This window comes from Pseudomonas sp. W2Aug9 (genome assembly GCF_023127755.1).
GTDB lineage: Bacteria > Pseudomonadota > Gammaproteobacteria > Pseudomonadales > Pseudomonadaceae > Aquipseudomonas > Aquipseudomonas synxantha_A.
The window spans coordinates 226,000-244,755 of the sequence record NZ_SPKL01000020.1 but is presented as its reverse complement, the minus strand read 5'-3'; the positions used below and the strand labels follow the sequence as shown (position 1 = coordinate 244,755).

At 61.0% G+C, this 18,756-nt stretch carries 12 protein-coding genes; 10 read left to right on the top strand and 2 right to left on the bottom strand.

Going from position 1 to position 18,756, the window contains the following annotated elements; genetic code table 11:
* Nucleotides 1-106: 106 nt before the first annotated feature.
* Nucleotides 107-2,572: a penicillin-binding protein 1A gene (locus E3O56_RS14735; protein WP_248128470.1), complete on the bottom strand. Its 2,466-nt coding sequence runs from the start codon at nucleotides 2,570-2,572 to the stop codon at nucleotides 107-109.
* A 230-nt stretch (nucleotides 2,573-2,802) separates the two neighbouring features.
* On the opposite strand from E3O56_RS14735, the gene pilM reads away from it, so the two are divergent.
* The 10 genes from pilM to hemE all read left to right on the top strand — a co-directional run bounded on the left by pilM (nucleotide 2,803) and on the right by hemE (nucleotide 17,276).
* Nucleotides 2,803-3,459 carry a type IV pilus assembly protein PilM gene (gene pilM / locus E3O56_RS14730; RefSeq protein WP_248128469.1) on the top strand — a complete coding sequence of 219 codons (657 nt, stop codon included), beginning with the start codon at nucleotides 2,803-2,805 and terminating at the stop codon, nucleotides 3,457-3,459.
* The gene (locus tag E3O56_RS14725; RefSeq protein ID WP_005784037.1) at nucleotides 3,456-4,010 is read left to right on the top strand and encodes a PilN domain-containing protein; all 555 of its coding nucleotides are present in this window, start codon (nucleotides 3,456-3,458) and stop codon (nucleotides 4,008-4,010) included. The genes pilM and E3O56_RS14725 overlap by 4 nt, the downstream gene beginning before the upstream one ends.
* Nucleotides 4,007-4,978: a pilus assembly protein PilP gene (locus E3O56_RS14720; protein WP_248128468.1), complete on the top strand. Its 972-nt coding sequence runs from the start codon at nucleotides 4,007-4,009 to the stop codon at nucleotides 4,976-4,978. The genes E3O56_RS14725 and E3O56_RS14720 overlap by 4 nt, the downstream gene beginning before the upstream one ends.
* 69 nt (nucleotides 4,979-5,047) lie before the next feature.
* A complete protein-coding gene (locus E3O56_RS14715; protein ID WP_078820091.1) occupies nucleotides 5,048-6,373 on the top strand; it encodes a type IV pilus secretin PilQ family protein in 1,326 nt (441 codons plus the stop codon).
* A 4-nt stretch (nucleotides 6,374-6,377) separates the two neighbouring features.
* On the top strand, nucleotides 6,378-6,896 hold the full coding sequence (gene aroK, locus E3O56_RS14710) for a shikimate kinase AroK (RefSeq protein WP_005784043.1): 519 nt from the start codon (nucleotides 6,378-6,380) through the stop codon (nucleotides 6,894-6,896).
* Between the two features lie 125 nt (nucleotides 6,897-7,021).
* Entirely contained in the window at nucleotides 7,022-8,122 is a 1,101-nt protein-coding gene (gene aroB / locus E3O56_RS14705) for a 3-dehydroquinate synthase (RefSeq protein WP_032878306.1), read from the top strand.
* Nucleotides 8,123-8,132: 10 nt separating this feature from the next.
* Nucleotides 8,133-9,704 (top strand): AAA family ATPase, encoded by a 1,572-nt coding sequence (locus tag E3O56_RS14700; RefSeq protein WP_005784047.1) that lies wholly within the window; start codon nucleotides 8,133-8,135, stop codon nucleotides 9,702-9,704.
* Between the two features lie 355 nt (nucleotides 9,705-10,059).
* Nucleotides 10,060-14,505, top strand: coding sequence for a glutamate synthase large subunit (gltB, locus tag E3O56_RS14695; protein WP_032878304.1), 4,446 nt, complete (start codon nucleotides 10,060-10,062; stop codon nucleotides 14,503-14,505).
* Nucleotides 14,506-14,537: 32 nt separating this feature from the next.
* Complete coding sequence (locus E3O56_RS14690) at nucleotides 14,538-15,956, top strand: FAD-dependent oxidoreductase (protein WP_003187920.1); 1,419 nt, start codon at nucleotides 14,538-14,540, stop codon at nucleotides 15,954-15,956.
* 252 nt (nucleotides 15,957-16,208) lie between these two features.
* A complete protein-coding gene (hemE, locus tag E3O56_RS14685) occupies nucleotides 16,209-17,276 on the top strand; it encodes a uroporphyrinogen decarboxylase (protein ID WP_046070564.1) in 1,068 nt (355 codons plus the stop codon).
* Between the two features lie 122 nt (nucleotides 17,277-17,398).
* On the opposite strand, the gene E3O56_RS14680 is transcribed toward hemE, so the two are convergent.
* Entirely contained in the window at nucleotides 17,399-18,667 is a 1,269-nt protein-coding gene (locus E3O56_RS14680) for an MFS transporter (RefSeq protein WP_032878302.1), read from the bottom strand.
* Nucleotides 18,668-18,756: the final 89 nt, after the last annotated feature.

Genomic DNA, 18,756 nt, shown 5'->3' with positions numbered 1-18,756 from the left:
TTGCTCCCGATGGCGGTGTATCAGTCGCCATATTCATTGACTGACAGTCCGCCATCGGGAGCAAGCCCCCTCCCACATTTGGATCTATGTTGCGTCTTGGATCGGGTCAGAACAAATCGATCGGCGCGCCTTCATCCGCCGGTAGCGGGCTGCCCGGCACCACGCCATTGCCCAACTCGTTAACTGACGGCGGCGTGTCTTCGCTCTTGAACAGCTCGAAGTACGCATTCGGCGTACTCGGCGACGCCGCACGTCCACTCACCGGGTCGATGCGCAGGCTCAGGATGCCTTCCGGTTCAGGCTGGGTGTGCAGCGGCTTGTCCTTGAGCGCGGCGCCCATGTAGCTCATCCAGATCGGCAGTGCGACGGTGCCGCCAAACTCACGGCGGCCCAGGCTTTCCGGCTGGTCGTAGCCAGTCCATACCGTGGTCACGTAGTCGCCGTTGTAGCCGGAGAACCAGGCATCCTTGGACTCGTTGGTGGTACCGGTTTTACCCGCGATATCCGCACGGCCCAGGGCCAGTGCGCGGCGGCCGGTGCCCTTCTTGATCACGTCCTGCAGGATGCTGTTGAGGATATAGGTGGTGCGTCCATCCACGATGCGCTCGGCAACCGCTGGCGCTTGCGGCTCGGTCGTTGCGGGAGCGTTTGCGGCCGGCGCTGTGCCTGGCGTGGGCTCGATGGTAATACCGCCGTTACCCGGTGCCGCAAGACCATCGGTTGCCGCCACACCATTGACCACATCACCGGGCACCCGTGGTGGGTTGGCGGTGAACAGGGTGTCGCCGTTGCGGCTTTCGATCTTGTCGATCAGGTACGGCGCGATCTTGTAGCCGCCGTTGGCAAAGGTGCTCCAGCCGGTGGCGATTTCCATCGGCGTAAGGGTTGCGGTACCCAGCGCCAGGGACAGGTTGGGCGGCAAGTCCGACTTGGCGAAGCCGAAGCGCGTCATGTAGTCGATGGTCTTGCCCACGCCCATGGCCTGCAGCAGGCGGATCGACACCAGGTTGCGAGACTTGTACAGCGCCTCGCGAATGCGGATCGGGCCGAGGAAGGTGTTGGTGTCGTTCTTCGGCCGCCAGACCTTGTCCAGGTATTCATCGACAAACACGATCGGTGCGTCGTTGACCAGGCTGGCGGCGGTGTAGCCGTTGTCCAGTGCGGCGCTGTAGACGAACGGCTTGAAACTTGAACCCGGCTGGCGCTTGGCCTGTATCGCACGGTTGTAGTTGCTCTGCTCAAAGGCGAAACCGCCGACCAGTGCGCGGATTGCGCCGTTCTGCGGATCGAGGGATACCAGGGCGCCTTGGGCGACCGGCACCTGGCTGAACTTGAGGCTGTCATCCTTCTGGCGTTGCACGCGGATCAAATCACCCACCTTGGCCACTTCGGACGGCTGCTTGGGCATCGGCCCCATGCTGTTGGTGTTCAGGAACGGGCGCGCCCATTTCATGCTGTCCCACGCCACGTGGGCTTCACCGGCGCGGGTCAGCACTTGAATGCCGTCTTTGGTCACCTCGGTGACGATGGCCGGCTCCAGGCCGCTGATCGAGCGCTGTTTGCCCAGTTCGGTGGTCCAGGCACTCAGGGTCTTGCCCGGCAGGCGCGACTCGGGGCCGCGGTAGCCGTGACGTTGATCATAGGTAATCAAGCCTTCGTGTACGGAGTGGTTGGCGATTTCCTGCAAGTTGCTCGGAACCGTCGTGGTCACGCGAAAGCCTTCGGTGTAGGCATCGCTGCCATAACGGCCAACCATTTCGGCGCGGGCCATTTCGGCGATGTACGGTGCATTCACTTCCGGCGTCGGCACGTGATAGCTGGCGTTCAGCGGCTCGGCCACGGCGCTTTCATAAGCGGCCTGGTCGATCTTGCCCAGCTTGTACATGCGCCCCAGGATCCAGTCGCGACGTTCTTTACTGCGCGCCGGGTTGGCCAGCGGGTTGAAGCGCGACGGCGCCTTGGGCAGGCCGGCGATCATGGCCATCTGCGCCAGGCTGGCGTCACGAATCGATTTGCCATAGTAGACCTGGGAGGCGGCCTCAATGCCGTAGGCGCGATTGCCCAGGTAGATCTTGTTGACGTACAGCTCGAGGATTTCGTCCTTGGTCAGTTGGCGTTCAATCTGTAGCGCCAGCAGGATCTCGGTGGCTTTACGCGAAAAACTGCGCTCGCTGGTGAGGAAGAAGTTCTTCGCCACCTGCATGGTGATGGTGCTGCCGCCGGATTGAATGTGTCCGCTCTTTACCAACTGCGTGGCCGCACGCACCAGGCTGCTGGGGTCGACGCCGTAGTGGTTGGCAAAATTGTCGTCTTCTGCCGACAGCAATGCACTGATGAAATTGGGTGGAATGTCGGCGAAACGGATCGGTGTGCGGCGCATTTCGCCGAACTCCGCGATCAGTTTTTCGTCGCTGCTGTAGACCCGCAAAGGAATCTGCAACTGGATACTTCTGAGGGCCTCTACGGAGGGCAAACCCGGACTAAGGTAGAGGTAGGCCCCGCTGAGTACGAGCAGCAGCCCGCAGACGATCGCGACAATGGAGTACCCGAAAAACTTCAGCAGACGAATCAAGGCTTTTGGATTTCCAGAGAAAAGAATGAGTTACGCGTCGGGGATGCATGGCAAACGATGGATCGACCCGGGCAGCAGATAAAAAAGCGGGAAAAAACGCTGGGCATTAAAGCATTTTTCAGCTTGGGGCGTCATTCGCGTGCCTCGAACAAGCCGACCGAATGCAGGGTGCCTGGCAGCAATCAAGCGAGATGACAGCCGGTATGACAGGGAAAGTTTTGGGGAGTTTTATGGGAAAGGGATTTTTCAGGCGAAAAGCCGACATCGTCTTGGGTGTCGACATCAATGACAGCGGTATCAAGCTGATCGAGCTGAGCCGTTCATCGGGTGGTTTCAGTGTCCAGGGCTATGCCACCCAGGCGCTGCCCGCCCATGCGGTCGTCGATGGCGCCTTGCTGGACGTCGAGGGCGTGGGGCGAGCCTTGCAACAAGCGTTATCCTGCCTGCGCACTTCGGCTCGACACGCCGCTGTGGCAGTGGCGGGCCCTTCGGTAATCACGCGGTTGATCGAGATGGATGCGGGCCTGCGCGACGAAGAAATGGCCTGGAAGATCCAGATGGAAGCCGACCAGTTCATTCCTTATCCATTGGATGAGGTGGCGATCGACTTTCAGGTCCGGGGCCCATCGGCCCAAGGGCCGCAGTGGGTTGAAGTCATGTTGGCGGCCTGTCTGCGCGAGCAGGTCCAGGCGCGAGTGGCGGTTTTAGCCCGGGCGGGGCTGGTGCCGCGGGTGGTCGATGTCGAAGGGTTTGCATTGGAGCGCGCTTGCCGTCAGGATTTTGCCAGCTTCACGCCGGGTCATCGAGTCGATGGTGCACAATGGGCCGTGGATGCCCAAGGGATGGGAGTGGCTTGCGGGTTGGCCCTGAGGAGTTTCGCTGGATGACACGAATCAATCTTTTGCCTTGGCGTCAGGCGCTGGCAGAGCGCAAGCGCAGGTATTTCATGGTGCTATTGCTGGCATTTGCCTGCCTGGCGCTGGCGGCCGTGTGGCTGGCTGACCAGGTGATCGACCAGGCGATAGATCGGCAAGTGAGCCGCAATAGCCGCTTGGGTGAGGAGGTGGCTACCCAGGATTCGCGGATCAGGACCATCGACGACCTGCAGGAACGAAGCCAGCAACTGGCCGAACGCATGAAGGTGGTGCAGGACCTGCACGATGCCCGCTCTTCCGGCGCTCGATTGTTCGAGCAATTGGCTCGTGCAATGCCTGAAGGTGTCCATCTGCATGAGGTGGTCGCAAACGGTGACACCATCAGCATTCGCGGCACGGCTGAAAGCAACCAGGACATTGCCCGGTTGATGCAGCAGCTCAAGCAGTCATCCCAGGGCTCCAGCTCGACTCGTCTGCAGCGCGTGCAGGCTGATGGAGCGCGCGGCGAAAGTGAGTTTCAACTGATGGTGCGCCAGGGGGAATCCAGCGAGGCGCAACCATGAGCCTGCCCAGGCTCGATTTTCCCACGCTCTTCTACAACGCTGCTAAATGGCCCTTGCCTGGCAAGGTCCTGCTTGGCTGTGGGCTGGCCGGCCTGGTGCTGCTGATAGGAGAGGTTACCTACCTGAGCTCGTCACGTGAGCGATTGCACGGGTTTGAGGCGCGGGAGCAAACGCTACAGCAGCAGTTGGCGGAAAAAGCTGAACTGGCCTCCAGCCTTGAGGCGCGCACCGATCAGTTCAGGGCAATGGAGGACAAGGTCACAGGCCTTCTACGTCAATTGCCCGGCCAGTCAGAGGTGCCGGCCTTGCTTGAAGATATCGCCCGATTGGCGATTGCCAATGGAGTATGGGTCGAGGGCATCACGGTGTTGGATGAAGAGCCTCGTCAGCTCTATATCGAGCAACCCATGCAAATCGGCGTCACCGGGGGCTACCACGACTTGGCAGCATTCGTCGGCGCCCTGGGTGGGTTACCGCGCGTCGTCACCGTGCAGGATGTTGCACTGGGGCATGACGGCGCCTTGCTGCGTCTGAACCTGCTGGCAAAGACCTATCGGCGTACCACGCAAAGCGCCAAGGCCCGCGAAGCGTTCGACCCGGCCCAGCCATTGGTCTACACCCCATCGTTTGTGCGCGACCCGTTTCAGCCGCCCGGTTTGCAAGTAACTCGCGTGCCGGGGCGACCGGCCCTTGCGCCGGATCTCGCTCGGCCACGGGGGCTGCTGGAAGGCATGAACATCGATCAGTTCAAAATGGTCGGCACGCTGTCCTTGGGGGCGCAGGCTTTTGCCCTGCTGCGTGCCGGATCCAGGGTGCACCGGCTGACGATTGGTGATTACCTGGGGCCGGATCATGGCCAGGTCACAGCCATTCAAGAGGGGTCTATCCACTTGGTCGAACGGTTTCCCGATGAACAGGGCGGCTGGCTCGAACGCCCGCGAACCCTTGTGTTGAACGTCAACTCATAACGGAATCAAACAATGAAAAGGACTTTCTCGTCCTTCGGTGTGGCGCTATGGATAGCGTTCACGGCACCGATGGCTGCTGCTGTGCCCAATCGCCTGGACCTGATCCACCTGCCGCCGCCCGACAGTGCAGCGTCGGTCAGCTATACAGGCACCCGGCTGAACCTGAATTTCCAGGACATCGACCTGCGGGCGGTCTTGCAGCAAATCGCCGATGTCGCCGGGCTCAACCTGGTGACCAGTGATGAAGTGCAGGGCTCAATTACCCTGCGGCTCAAGGATGTGCCTTGGGATCAGGCGCTGGATCTGGTGCTGCAAACCAAAGGTCTGGATAAGCGCGTGAAAGCCGGTGTGTTGCTGGTGGCACCTGCGGATGAGTTGGCCGCTCGCGAACTGCTGGCGCTGGAGTCGCGCAAGCAGATGGCGGAACTGGCACCGCTGCGTCGGGAGCTGCTGCAGGTCAACTATGCCAAGGCGGCGGACCTGGCCAAGCTGTTTCAGTCGGTCACAGGTTTTGAAGGCGCCACGGATGAGCGCGGCTCGGTGGCGGTGGATGATCGCACCAACAACATCATCGCCTACCAGACCGGCGAACGGCTCGAAGAGCTGCGGCGTATCGTGGCGCAACTGGATATTCCCGTCCGCCAAGTGATGATCGAGGCGCGAATTGTCGAGGCCAATGTCGACTACGACAAAAGCCTGGGCGTGCGCTGGGGTGGGCGGCTCAGTCATGGCAGGGGAAGTGTCGGAGGTATTTCCAAGCCCGTGGCAGACGGCGCCGAACCGCCGCAAAACCCGCCCAGCTCCCCGTTTGTCGACTTGGGTTCGCTGACCGGCACCTCGGGTCTGGGCGTGGCCTACATCACCGACAATCTACTGCTGGACCTTGAGCTGACAGCCATGGAGAAAACCGGCAACGGCGAAATCGTCTCGCAGCCCAAGGTGGTCACGTCCGACAAGGAGACGGCACGCATCCTCAAGGGCACCGAAATTCCCTATCAAGAGTCCACCTCCCAGGGCGCTACCTCGGTGTCGTTCAAGGAGGCTTCGCTTTCGCTGGAGGTCACGCCGCAAATCACCCCCGACGACCACGTGATCATGGCGGTCAAGGTCACCAAGGATGAGCCCGATTACTTGAACAGGCTCAATGATGTACCGCCGATCAAGAAAAACGAGGTCAACGCCAAGGTGCTGGTCAGGGATGGCGAGACCATCGTCATCGGTGGGGTTTTCTCCAATACCCAAAGCAAAGTGGTAGATAAAGTGCCATTTTTGGGCGATGTGCCGTATCTTGGCCGCCTTTTCCGGCGCGATGTGCTGGCGGAGAAAAAATCCGAGCTGCTGGTATTCCTGACTCCGCGTATCATGAATAACCAGGCGATTGCTGTGAGTCGTTGATTCTGTGCGAAATTTGATTCTTGTAGGGCCGATGGGGGCTGGAAAGAGCACCATCGGCCGTTTGCTGGCCAAAGAGCTGCGCCTGCCGTTCAAAGATTCCGACAAGGAAATTGAATTGCGCACGGGTGCCAATATCCCATGGATCTTCGATAAAGAAGGCGAGCTGGGCTTTCGTGACCGCGAGCAGGCGATGATTGCCGAGCTGTGTGGCTGCGATGGCGTGGTATTGGCGACCGGCGGTGGCGCCGTCATGCGCGACGAAAACCGTCGAGCGCTGTATGCCGGTGGTCGGGTAGTGTATTTGCATGCCTCGGTCGAGCAGCAGGTGGGCCGCACCGCCCGCGATCGCAATCGCCCGTTGCTGCGCACCGCCAACCCGGAAAAAACCCTGCGGGACCTGCTGGCGCTGCGCGATCCGCTGTATCGGGAAATCGCCGATCTGGTGGTGGAAACCGATGAGCGACCCCCTCGGATGGTGGTGCTCGATATTCTGGAGCGCCTGCAGCGGTTGCCACCCCGTTAAAGCCTGGCCCGAAATGCGCTATTCTCGGCGGCGCGCCATAACCTTGTGAGGTGTGGCGTAGAGCCATCAGGTGATGTCGGATTGCGACATTGCCGGTCGTCAATACATCTTCAACGCGGGGAAACATGCAGACACTTAAGGTCGATCTAGGCGAGCGCAGCTACCCGATCCACATTGGCGAAGGTCTGTTGGACCAGCCCGAACTGCTCGCGCCGCATATTGCCGGTCGGCAGGTGGCGATCATCTCCAACGAAACGGTTGCGCCCCTGTATCTTGAGCGTTTGAGCCGCAGCCTTGCGGCGTATTCGGTGATTTCCGTGGTGTTGCCCGACGGCGAAGCCCACAAGAACTGGGAAACCCTGCAACTGATCTTTGATGGCCTGCTGACTGCGCGCCATGACCGTCGAACCACCGTGGTTGCCCTGGGCGGCGGTGTGATCGGCGACATGGCCGGTTTTGCTGCAGCCTGCTACCAGCGTGGCGTGGACTTTATCCAGGTGCCGACCACCCTGTTGTCCCAGGTCGATTCTTCGGTGGGCGGCAAAACCGGTATCAATCACCCGCTGGGCAAGAACATGGTCGGTGCGTTCTACCAGCCACAGGCCGTGCTGATCGACACCGCTACCCTCAACACACTGCCACCGCGTGAGTTGTCGGCGGGCCTGGCGGAAGTCATCAAGTACGGGCTGATCTGTGACGAGCCCTTCCTGAGCTGGCTTGAAGAACATGTAGATGCCTTGCGCGCACTCGACCAGGTGGCCTTGACCGAAGCGATTTCCCGCTCCTGCGCCGCCAAGGCGCTGGTGGTCAATGCCGACGAACGGGAGTCCGGCGTGCGCGCTACCCTGAACCTGGGCCACACCTTCGGCCATGCGATCGAAACGCACATGGGCTATGGTGTGTGGCTGCATGGGGAAGCTGTAGCGGCTGGCACGGTGATGGCGTTGGAGATGTCGCAACGCCTGGGCTGGATCACCGCCCAGGAGCGTGATCGCGGTATCCGCCTGTTCCAGCGCGCCGGCTTACCGGTCATCCCTCCCACAGAGATGACCGAGGCAGATTTTCTCGAACATATGGCAATAGACAAGAAAGTAATCGACGGTCGACTGCGACTGGTACTGCTGCGCCACATGGGCGAGGCGGTGGTGACCGACGATTATCCGAAAGAGATTTTACAGGCCACGCTGGGAGCGGATTACCGCGCCCTGGCCCAGCTTAAAGGTTAATAAGATCCCGATGACTAGTTTGCATGCCGACGAGGCGTTCCTCGGCCATTATCACTTGAGCCATGACCCTTTTGCTCCACGGGTACCTGGTTTCAAATTCTTCCCTGCGCAGCGCAAGCCGGTATTGGGGCAACTGCATCATCTGGCGCGCTACAGCCAGTTGCTGCTGGTGGTCACGGGACCGTTGGGCAGTGGCAAGACCTTGCTGCGCCAGGCGCTGGTCGCCAGCACCAACAAGCAATCGGTGCAGAGCGTGGTGGTATCGGCCCGTGGCGCCGGTGACGCAGCGGGTGTACTGCGCCAGGTTGCGCAGGCCCTGGACGTATCCAACGCCGAGCCGAACGCGATTCTCAAACAGGTGGTGCAACTGGGCCTGACCGGCCAGGAAGTCTACCTGCTGGTCGACGACGCCGAGCAGCTTGACGAATCCGCGCTGGAAGCGCTGTTGGCGCTGGCCGCGGGCACGCCGGAAGGCCGCCCGCATGTGTTCCTGTTTGGCGAGTCGTCGTTGATCGCCGATCTGGAGCAGATCAGCGGTGAGCAAGAGCTGTTCCACGTCATCGAATTGCAGCCGTACGAAGAGGAAGAAACCCGCGAATACCTGGCTCAGCGCCTCGAGGGTGCAGGGGCCGGTATCGAACTTTTCTCCGCTGCGCAGATCTCTGATATTCACGAAAGCTCCGATGGATGGCCTGGAAACATCAACCAGGTTGCCCGCGATGCAATGATCGAAGCCATGATTGCCAGCCGCTCTGCGGTCAAGCGTCCAAAGATGGGGTTCACTATGCCTAAGAAGCACGTATTGGCTATTTCCGCCGTTGTCGTGGTCGCTGTAGCCGCCGCCTGGTTGATCCCGGGTCGCAATAAGGCACCGACAACAACCGGCGCGCCAACTGAGCAGGCGCAGTTGCCACTGGGCAAGCCCACGCCAAATGTCGAATTCGCCAACTCCGGCCAACCAACCAATCTGCCTATGGTCGGCCAGCCTGTAATGCGCGGCCCGCTGGCTGAAGAAGCCGGTGGCATCTCCGAAGGCGACGACGGCGTGCCGGTGGAAGGCTCCAGCGCCACGCCGCCGACCGTGACCACCACCGCGCCACCAGCGGGCGTACCGGCCGGCACGCCAGCAACCCCAGTAGCGCCTGCCGCACCGGTTGCGCCAGTTGCCAAGCCGACCCCGGCGCCGACAGTAGCGACAGCCAAGCCCGCAGCACCAGTTGCCAAGCCGGCACCGGCACCCGCGGCCAAGCCTGCTGAAAAACCTGCCGCTACCGTGGCCAAGGCCGGCGCCGCTGGCAGCAGCTGGTACAGCAGCCAGCCTACCGGCAATTTCGTGGTGCAGATCCTCGGCACCAGCTCTGAGGCCAACGCCCAGGCGTTCGTCAAGGAGCAGGGCGGCCAGTACCGTTATTTCAAGAAAGTGCTCAACGGCAAGCCTCTCTACGTGATCACCTACGGCAGCTTCCCAAGCCGCGCCGCAGCCGATTCTGCCATCAAGGCCTTGCCAGCGAAGGTTCAGGCTGGTAAACCTTGGCCTCGCACTGTTGCCAGCGTTCAACAAGAACTGGCAGCAACTCGCTGAAGATCCGGCGGCCTTACCCAGGCCGCCCTCCCGGCACCTCAAAAAACAATCGCAAGGCGTGCAGTCCCCCGCAAGGACCGCGCGCTTTGTGGTGTCTGCGCCACAGTAGCTTTTGAGTCGTAGCGGTCAGAATTAAAAAAGTTTTGACTAGCACAGCATATCGCTTTAAACCTTTCATAAATGCGACATAGATTTGCGACATTTCGTCGCTAAATTTGTGAGCGTCTGTGTCGGTGTGTACAATGACCTCCCTTTTGCCCCCGCTAAGCCGGCGTACGTTCGGCGTGGAAGGTAACCGGTTGAATTGAAAAGAAATTTGCCTCGATATAAGAGGCAGCCTGGTGAGAAAGTGTCTATGAAAGCAGGTCTGTACCAACCCGATGAATTCAAGGATAACTGCGGTTTCGGCCTGATAGCCCACATGCAGGGCGAGCCCAGTCATACCCTTTTGCAAACGGCCATCGAGGCCCTGACCTGCATGACCCACCGCGGTGGGATCAACGCCGACGGCAAGACCGGTGACGGTTGCGGCTTGCTGATTCAAAAGCCCGACCAGTTCCTGCGCGCTGTCGCCAAAGAGCATTTTGCGGCCGACCTGCCCAAGCAGTACGCCGTGGGCATGGTGTTTTTCAACCAGGACCCGGTAAAAGCCGAAGCCGCTCGCGAGAACATGAACCGCGAGATCGTTGCTGCCGGCCTGCAACTGGTCGGCTGGCGCAAAGTGCCAATCGACACCAGCGTACTCGGCCGCCTGGCCCTGGAGCGCCTGCCGCAGATCGAACAAGTGTTCATCGCGGGTGACGGCCTGAGTGACCAGGACATGGCGATCAAGCTGTTCACGTCCCGTCGTCGTTCGTCGGTGCTCAACGCCGCCGACACTGACCATTACATCTGCAGCTTTTCCCACAAGACCATCATTTATAAAGGCCTGATGATGCCGGCGGATCTCACCGCCTTTTATCCAGACCTGAGCGACGAGCGCCTGCAAACCGCGATCTGCGTGTTCCACCAGCGCTTCTCCACCAACACCCTGCCGAAATGGCCGCTGGCCCAGCCATTCCGCTTCCTCGCCCACAACGGCGAGATCAACACCATCACCGGCAACCGCAACTGGGCCGTGGCCCGTCGCACCAAGTTCGCCAACGATTTGATGGACCTCGAAGAGCTCGGCCCGCTGGTCAACCGCGTGGGTTCCGACTCCTCCAGCATGGACAACATGCTTGAGCTGATGGTCACCGGTGGCATCGACCTGTTCCGTGGCGTGCGCATGATCATTCCGCCTGCGTGGCAGAACGTCGAGACCATGGACCCGGACCTGCGGGCGTTCTACGAATACAACTCGATGCACATGGAACCGTGGGACGGCCCGGCCGGCGTGGTCATGACCGACGGCCGCTACGCGGTGTGCCTGCTCGACCGTAACGGCTTGCGCCCGGCGCGCTGGGTCACCACCACAAACGGCTTTATCACCCTGGCGTCGGAAATCGGCGTGTGGGACTACAAGCCTGAAGACGTGATCGCCAAAGGCCGTGTCGGTCCTGGCCAGATCCTGGCCGTGGACACCGAAACCGGGCAGATCCTCGACACCGACGCCATCGACAACCGTCTGAAGTCGCGTCACCCGTACAAGCAATGGCTGCGCAAAAACGCCCTGCGCATCCAGGCGACCATGGAAGACAATGACCACGGTTCGGCTTTCTACGACATCGACCAGCTCAAGCAATACATGAAGATGTATCAGGTCACGTTCGAAGAACGTGATCAGGTGCTGCGCCCGCTCGGCGAGCAAGGCTACGAAGCCGTAGGCTCCATGGGCGACGATACGCCGATGGCTGTGCTGTCCCAGCGCGTGCGCACGCCGTACGACTACTTCCGCCAGCAGTTCGCCCAGGTGACCAACCCACCGATCGACCCGCTGCGCGAAGCCATCGTGATGTCGCTGGAAGTGTGCCTCGGTGCCGAGCGCAATATCTTCCAGGAATCGCCTGAGCACGCCTCCCGTGTGATCCTCAGCTCGCCGGTCGTTTCCCCGGCCAAGTGGCGCTCGCTGATGACCCTGGAGCGTCCAGGCTTCGACCGCCAGATCATCGACCTGAACTACGACGAGAGCCTCGGCCTTGAAGCCGCTGTGCGCAACGTCGCCGACCAGGCTGAAGAAGCTGTGCGCGCCGGCCGCACTCAGATCGTACTGACCGACCGCCATATCGCGCCGGGCAAGTTGCCGATCCACGCGTCCCTGGCGACCGGCGCGGTGCACCACCGCCTGACCGAAAAAGGCCTGCGCTGCGACTCCAACATTCTGGTGGAAACCGCCACTGCCCGTGACCCGCACCACTTCGCGGTGCTGATCGGCTTCGGCGCCTCGGCGGTGTACCCGTTCCTGGCGTATGAAGTACTCGGCGACCTGATCCGTACCGGTGAAGTGTTGGGCGACCTCTACGAGGTGTTCAAGAACTACCGCAAGGGCATCACCAAGGGCCTGCTGAAGATCCTGTCGAAGATGGGCATCTCCACCGTCACCTCCTACCGCGGTGCGCAATTGTTCGAAGCCATCGGCCTGTCCGAAGAAGTCTGCGAGCTGAGCTTCCGTGGCGTGCCGAGCCGTATCAAGGGCGCACGTTTCGTCGATATCGAAGCCGAGCAGAAAGCCCTGGCAGCCGAAGCCTGGAGCGCGCGCAAGCCGATCCAGCAAGGCGGCCTGCTCAAGTTCGTGCACGGTGGCGAATACCACGCCTACAACCCGGACGTGGTCAGTACCCTGCAAGCCGCCGTGCAGCAGGGCGACTACGCCAAGTTCAAGGAATACACGAGCCTGGTGGATAACCGCCCGGTGTCGATGATCCGCGATCTGTTCAAGGTGAAGACCCTGGACACGCCGATGGATATCGCCGAAGTCGAGCCACTGGAATCGATCCTCAAGCGCTTCGACTCCGCCGGTATTTCCCTGGGCGCCTTGTCGCCTGAGGCTCACGAAGCCCTGGCCGAAGCCATGAACCGCCTGGGTGCGCGTTCCAACTCCGGCGAAGGCGGCGAAGACCCGGCGCGTTATGGCACGCTCAAAAGCTCGAAAATCAAGCAGGTGGCAACCGGCCGTTTCGGTGTGACCCCGGAGTACCTGGTCAACGCCGAAGTGCTGCAGATCAAGGTTGCCCAAGGCGCCAAGCCGGGTGAGGGCGGGCAATTGCCAGGCGGCAAGGTCAACGGCCTGATCGCCAAGCTGCGTTATGCAGTGCCGGGCGTGACCCTGATCTCGCCGCCGCCGCACCACGACATCTACTCGATTGAAGATTTGTCGCAGCTGATTTTCGACCTCAAACAAGTCAACCCGCAGGCCCTGGTCTCGGTAAAACTGGTCGCAGAAGCGGGCGTCGGCACCATCGCCGCTGGCGTGGCCAAGGCCTATGCCGACCTGATCACCATCTCCGGCTACGACGGCGGCACCGGCGCTTCGCCGCTGACCTCGATCAAGTACGCAGGTGCGCCGTGGGAGCTCGGCCTGGCCGAAACCCACCAGACCCTGCGCGGCAACGACCTGCGCGGCAAGGTGCGGGTACAGACCGACGGTGGCCTGAAAACCGGCCTCGACGTGATCAAGGCCGCGATCCTCGGCGCCGAGAGTTTCGGCTTCGGCACTGCGCCCATGATCGCGCTGGGCTGCAAATACCTGCGTATCTGCCACCTGAACAACTGCGCTACTGGCGTGGCGACTCAGAACGAAAAACTGCGCAAGGACCACTACATCGGCACCGTCGACATGGTGGTGAATTTCTTCACCTACGTCGCCGAAGAAACCCGTGAGTGGCTGGCCAAGCTGGGCGTGCGTTCGCTGGAAGAGCTGATCGGTCGCACCGACCTGTTGGACATCCTCGAAGGCCAGACCGCCAAGCAACAGCATTTGGACCTGACACCGCTGTTGGGCAGCGATCACATCCCCGCAGACAAGCCACAATTCTGCCAAGTGGACCGCAACCCGCCGTTCGACAAAGGCCTGCTGGCCGAGAAAATGGTCGAAATGGCCGGCTCCTCGATCAGCGATGCCAGCGGTGGCGAATTCGCCCTGGATATCTGCAACTGCGACCGTTCCATCGGTGCTCGCATCTCCGGTGAAATCGCGCGCAAGCACGGCAACCAGGGCATGGCGAAAGCGCCGATCACCTTCCGCTTCAAGGGCACTGCGGGCCAGAGTTTCGGTGTGTGGAACGCCGGTGGCCTGCACATGTATCTGGAAGGCGATGCCAACGACTACGTGGGCAAAGGCATGACCGGCGGCAAGCTGGTTATCGTCCCGCCAGCCGGTAGCGTGTACAAGACCCAGGACAGTGCCATCATCGGCAACACCTGCTTGTACGGCGCCACGGGTGGCAAGCTGTTTGCCGCGGGTACTGCCGGTGAGCGCTTCGCCGTGCGTAACTCCGGTGCCCACACCGTGGTGGAAGGCACTGGCGATCACTGCTGCGAGTACATGACCGGGGGCTTTGTCGCGGTACTGGGCAAGACCGGTTACAACTTCGGTTCGGGCATGACCGGCGGTTTCGCCTACGTGCTCGACCAGGACAACACCTTCGTCGACAAGGTCAACCACGAGTTGGTCGAGATCCAGCGGATCAGCGGTGAAGCCATGGAATCCTACCGGAACCACTTGCAGCACGTGCTGGACGAGTATGTCGAGGAGACCGGCAGTGAATGGGGTCGCAACCTCGCCGAAAACCTCGATGATTACCTGCGTCGTTTCTGGCTGGTCAAGCCCAAGGCTGCCAACCTGAAATCGTTGCTTTCCAGCATCCGTGCCAACCCGCAGTGATATGCGCCTGAACAGTTTGATGAGGTTTTAACATGGCTGAACGTCTGAATAACGACTTCCAGTTCATCGATGTCGGGCGCAAAGATCCGAAGAAGAAACTGTTGCGTCAACGCAAGAAAGAGTTCGTGGAAATCTACGAACCCTTCAAGCCCCAGCACTCGGCCGATCAGGCCCACCGCTGCCTGGGGTGCGGTAACCCGTATTGCGAATGGAAGTGCCCGGTGCACAACTTCATTCCCAACTGGCTCAAACTGGTGGCCGAGGGCAACATTCTCGCCGCCGCCGAGCTGTCGCACCAGACCAACACCCTGCCGGAAGTCTGCGGCCGGGTGTGCCCGCAAGACCGTCTATGTGAAGGTGCCTGCACCCTCAACGACGGCTTCGGCGCAGTGACCATCGGTTCGGTGGAGAAGTACATCACCGACACCGCGTTCGCCATGGGCTGGCGCCCGGATATGTCCAAGGTCAAACCGACCGGCAAGCGCGTCGCGATCATCGGCGCGGGCCCGGCGGGCCTGGGGTGTGCCGACGTGTTGGTGCGTGGTGGCGTGACCCCGGTGGTGTTCGACAAGAACCCGGAGATCGGTGGTCTGCTGACTTTCGGTATTCCCGAGTTCAAGCTGGAAAAAACCGTACTGAGTCACCGTCGTGAAGTGTTCACCGGCATGGGTATCGAGTTCCGCCTCAATACCGAAATCGGCAAAGACATCACCATGGAGCAACTGCTCGCCGAATACGATGCGGTGTTCATGGGCATGGGCACCTACACCTATATGAAGGGCGGCTTTGCCGGTGAGGACTTGCCGGGCGTGTATGACGCGCTCGACTTCCTGATCGCCAACGTCAACCGCAACCTGGGCTTTGAAAAGTCGCCGGAAGATTTCGTCGACATGAAAGGCAAGAAGGTCGTGGTGCTGGGCGGTGGCGACACCGCGATGGACTGCAACCGTACCTCGATCCGCCAGGGCGCCAAGTCGGTCACCTGTGCGTATCGTCGCGACGAAGCCAACATGCCCGGCTCGCGCAAAGAGGTGAAGAACGCCAAGGAAGAAGGCGTGAAATTCCTCTACAACCGCCAGCCGATTGCGATCGTCGGTGAAGACCGCGTCGAAGGCGTGAAGGTGGTCGAGACCCGTCTCGGCGAACCGGATGCCCGAGGCCGTCGCAGCCCCGAGCCGATCCCGGGTTCCGAAGAAATCATCCCGGCTGACGCCGTGGTCATCGCTTTCGGTTTCCGTCCAAGCCCGGCGCCCTGGTTCGAGCAGTTCGAAATCCAGACCGACAGCCAGGGCCGCGTGGTAGCCCCGGAACAAGGCCAGTACAAGCACCAGACCAGCAACCCGAAAATCTTCGCCGGTGGCGATATGGTGCGCGGCTCTGACCTGGTAGTGACGGCGATCTTCGAAGGCCGCAATGCCGCCGAAGGGATCCTGGACTACCTGCAGGTCTGATCAAATTTCAGTCTGAAATGCGATCAAATGTGGGAGCTGGCTTGCCTGCGATGCAGGCAACTCGGTCTGTCAGCCAGACCCAGTTGATGCTATCGCAGGCAAGCCAGCTCCCACACAAACCTCATTTCACATTGAGGTTTGTGTTGCCAGTCATTGCGACAAATTGACCCGATAGACAAAAGGCTCCGCTCTTGCCGTGCCTTTTGCGTCGCGCTCTGAGAAAATGCCCGCACTTTTTTTGCGGATGCCGACATGACTGCCCTCAAGAACGACCGTTTCCTTCGTGCCCTGCTCAAGCAACCTGTAGACGTCACCCCCGTGTGGATGATGCGTCAAGCCGGTCGCTACCTGCCGGAATACCGCGCCAGTCGCGCCCACGCCGGCGACTTCATGAGCCTGTGCATGAATCCTGCGTTCGCCTGCGAAGTCACGATGCAGCCGCTGGACCGCTACCCACAACTGGATGCGGCCATTCTCTTCTCCGATATCCTTACCATCCCCGACGCCATGGGCCAGGGCCTGTACTTCGAGACCGGCGAAGGCCCGCGTTTCAGGAAGGTCGTCAGCACCCTGGCCGATATCGAAGCCCTGCCGATTCCTGATCCGCACAAAGACCTCGGCTATGTGATGGACGCGGTCAGCACCATCCGCCGCGAGCTCAACGGTCGCGTGCCGCTGATTGGCTTCTCTGGCAGCCCGTGGACGCTGGCCACCTATATGGTCGAAGGCGGTTCGTCGAAAGACTTCCGCAAGACCAAGGCCATGCTCTACGACAACCCGCAAGCCATGCACCTGTTGCTGGACAAGCTGGCACAGTCGGTGACCTCCTACCTCAACGGCCAGATCATGGCCGGTGCGCAAGCGGTGCAGATCTTCGATACCTGGGGCGGCAACCTGTCGGCGGCGGCGTACCAGGAATTCTCCCTGGCCTACATGCGCAAGATCGTCAGCGGCCTGATCCGCGAACACGAAGGTCGCAAGGTTCCGGTCATCCTGTTCACCAAAGGCGGCGGCCTGTGGCTGGAAAGTATCGCCGATGCTGGCGCCGATGCATTGGGCCTGGACTGGACCTGCGATATCGGCGAAGCCCGCCGTCGCGTTGGAAACCAGGTTGCGCTGCAAGGCAACATGGACCCCACTGTGCTGTACGCCAAGCCGGAAGCGATCCGCACGGAAGTCGGGCGCATCCTCGCCAGCTATGGCAAGGGCACCGGCCATGTGTTCAACCTCGGCCATGGCATCACGCCGGAAGTGAATCCGGAACATGCGGGTGCGTTCCTGCGTGCGGTGCATGAACTGTCGGCGCAGTACCACGAATAAAGCACAGAGCAAAAATGTGGGAGGGGGCTTGCTCCCGATAGCAGAGTGTCAGTCAACAGATTTATTGACTGAACCAGCGCTATCGGGAGCAAGCCCCCTCCCACATTAAAAGCCGGAAACCTTCAGACCTGCCCCAACGGCGGCAACTTCGCCAGCTTCAACGCCACCAGCAACGCGCCGATCAGTAGCGCGATAATGAATCCGCCAATCCCGTTCCACCCGGCAAAATGCCAGAAGAACCCGCCTGCCGTCCCGGCAATACTCGATCCCACGTAATAGCAGAACAGGTAAAGCGAAGACGCCTGCCCCTTGGCTTTCACCGCCCGGCGGCCGATCCAGCTGCTGGCCACCGAGTGGGCGCCGAAGAAGCCGAAAGTGAAGATCAACATGCCCGGCACCACCAGCCACAGCGGGGTGAACAGCGTCAGGGCCATGCCGGCGAGCATCAGCACGATGGTGGCCCACAGCACCCGACGGCGGCCAAGGCGGTCGGCCAGGGAGCCGATCTTGGCCGAGCTGTAGATGCCCGAGAGGTACACCAGCGACAGCAGGCCGACCACGGCCTGGCTCAGCTCATAGGGTGAGGCCAGCAGGCGATAACCGATGTAGTTGAACATCGTTACGAACGCGCCCATCAGCAGGAAGGCTTCCAGGAACAGCCACGGCAAGCCCGCATCCTTGAAATGCATGACGAAGCCATCCACCAGGCTGCGCGGCTTGAGGCTGCTGGCGCGGAAGTTGCGCGATGGTGGGAGGATCTTCCAGAACACAGTGGCCGCGATCAGGGCCAGGGCGCCGATGATCAACATTGCGGTGTGCCAGCTGACGAAGTCGATCAACACGCCGATGATCAGGCGCCCGCTCATGCCGCCAATCGCATTGCCGCCGATGTACAGGCCCATGGCCAGGCCGATGTGCTGCGGGTGGATCTCTTCGCTGAGGTAGGTCATCGCCACGGCAGCCAGGCCGCTCAGGGACAGGCCCACCAGCGCCCGCATCAGCAGAATCCCCTCCCAGGTCGGCATCAGACCGCTGGCGATGGTGGCCAGCGCCGCACAGAACAACGCGGCGACCATCACCGGCTTGCGCCCCAGCCGGTCGGAAATCGGCCCGGTGATTAGCAGGCCGCAGGCAAGCATCGCGGTCGCGACCGAAAGAATCAGGCTGCTTTGCGCCGCATTGATGGAAAATTCATGGGACAGCGCCGGCATCATCGGCTGTACGCAATACAACAGGGCAAAGGTGGCAAACCCGCCGGAAAATAGCGCCAACACCGTGCGCATGAACATCGGCGTGCCTTTTTCGATGTACTCGTCATTGAGCTGCGCCACCACGTCATCAAGGGCTGAGGGCGGGGTGTGTTGGGCAAGTGGAGCAACAGCAGGATTCACGGGGGACCTCGGGGAGGAAAGTCTGCCAGGACTGACAATACGAAAAAGAATATAGCTGGCTAATGATTCTTTCCAATATATTGTTCGAC

Excerpts from the sequence above, each read along its gene's own strand:
- pilM (WP_248128469.1), top strand. The coding sequence starts at position 2,803 with ATGGGAAAGGGATTTTTCAGGCGAAAAGCCGACATCGTCTTGGGTGTC.
- E3O56_RS14725 (WP_005784037.1), top strand. The coding sequence starts at position 3,456 with ATGACACGAATCAATCTTTTGCCTTGGCGTCAGGCGCTGGCAGAGCGC.
- E3O56_RS14720 (WP_248128468.1), top strand. The coding sequence starts at position 4,007 with ATGAGCCTGCCCAGGCTCGATTTTCCCACGCTCTTCTACAACGCTGCT.
- E3O56_RS14715 (WP_078820091.1), top strand. The coding sequence starts at position 5,048 with ATGGCTGCTGCTGTGCCCAATCGCCTGGACCTGATCCACCTGCCGCCG.
- aroB (WP_032878306.1), top strand. The coding sequence starts at position 7,022 with ATGCAGACACTTAAGGTCGATCTAGGCGAGCGCAGCTACCCGATCCAC.
- E3O56_RS14700 (WP_005784047.1), top strand. The coding sequence starts at position 8,133 with ATGACTAGTTTGCATGCCGACGAGGCGTTCCTCGGCCATTATCACTTG.
- gltB (WP_032878304.1), top strand. The coding sequence starts at position 10,060 with ATGAAAGCAGGTCTGTACCAACCCGATGAATTCAAGGATAACTGCGGT.
- E3O56_RS14690 (WP_003187920.1), top strand. The coding sequence starts at position 14,538 with ATGGCTGAACGTCTGAATAACGACTTCCAGTTCATCGATGTCGGGCGC.
- hemE (WP_046070564.1), top strand. The coding sequence starts at position 16,209 with ATGACTGCCCTCAAGAACGACCGTTTCCTTCGTGCCCTGCTCAAGCAA.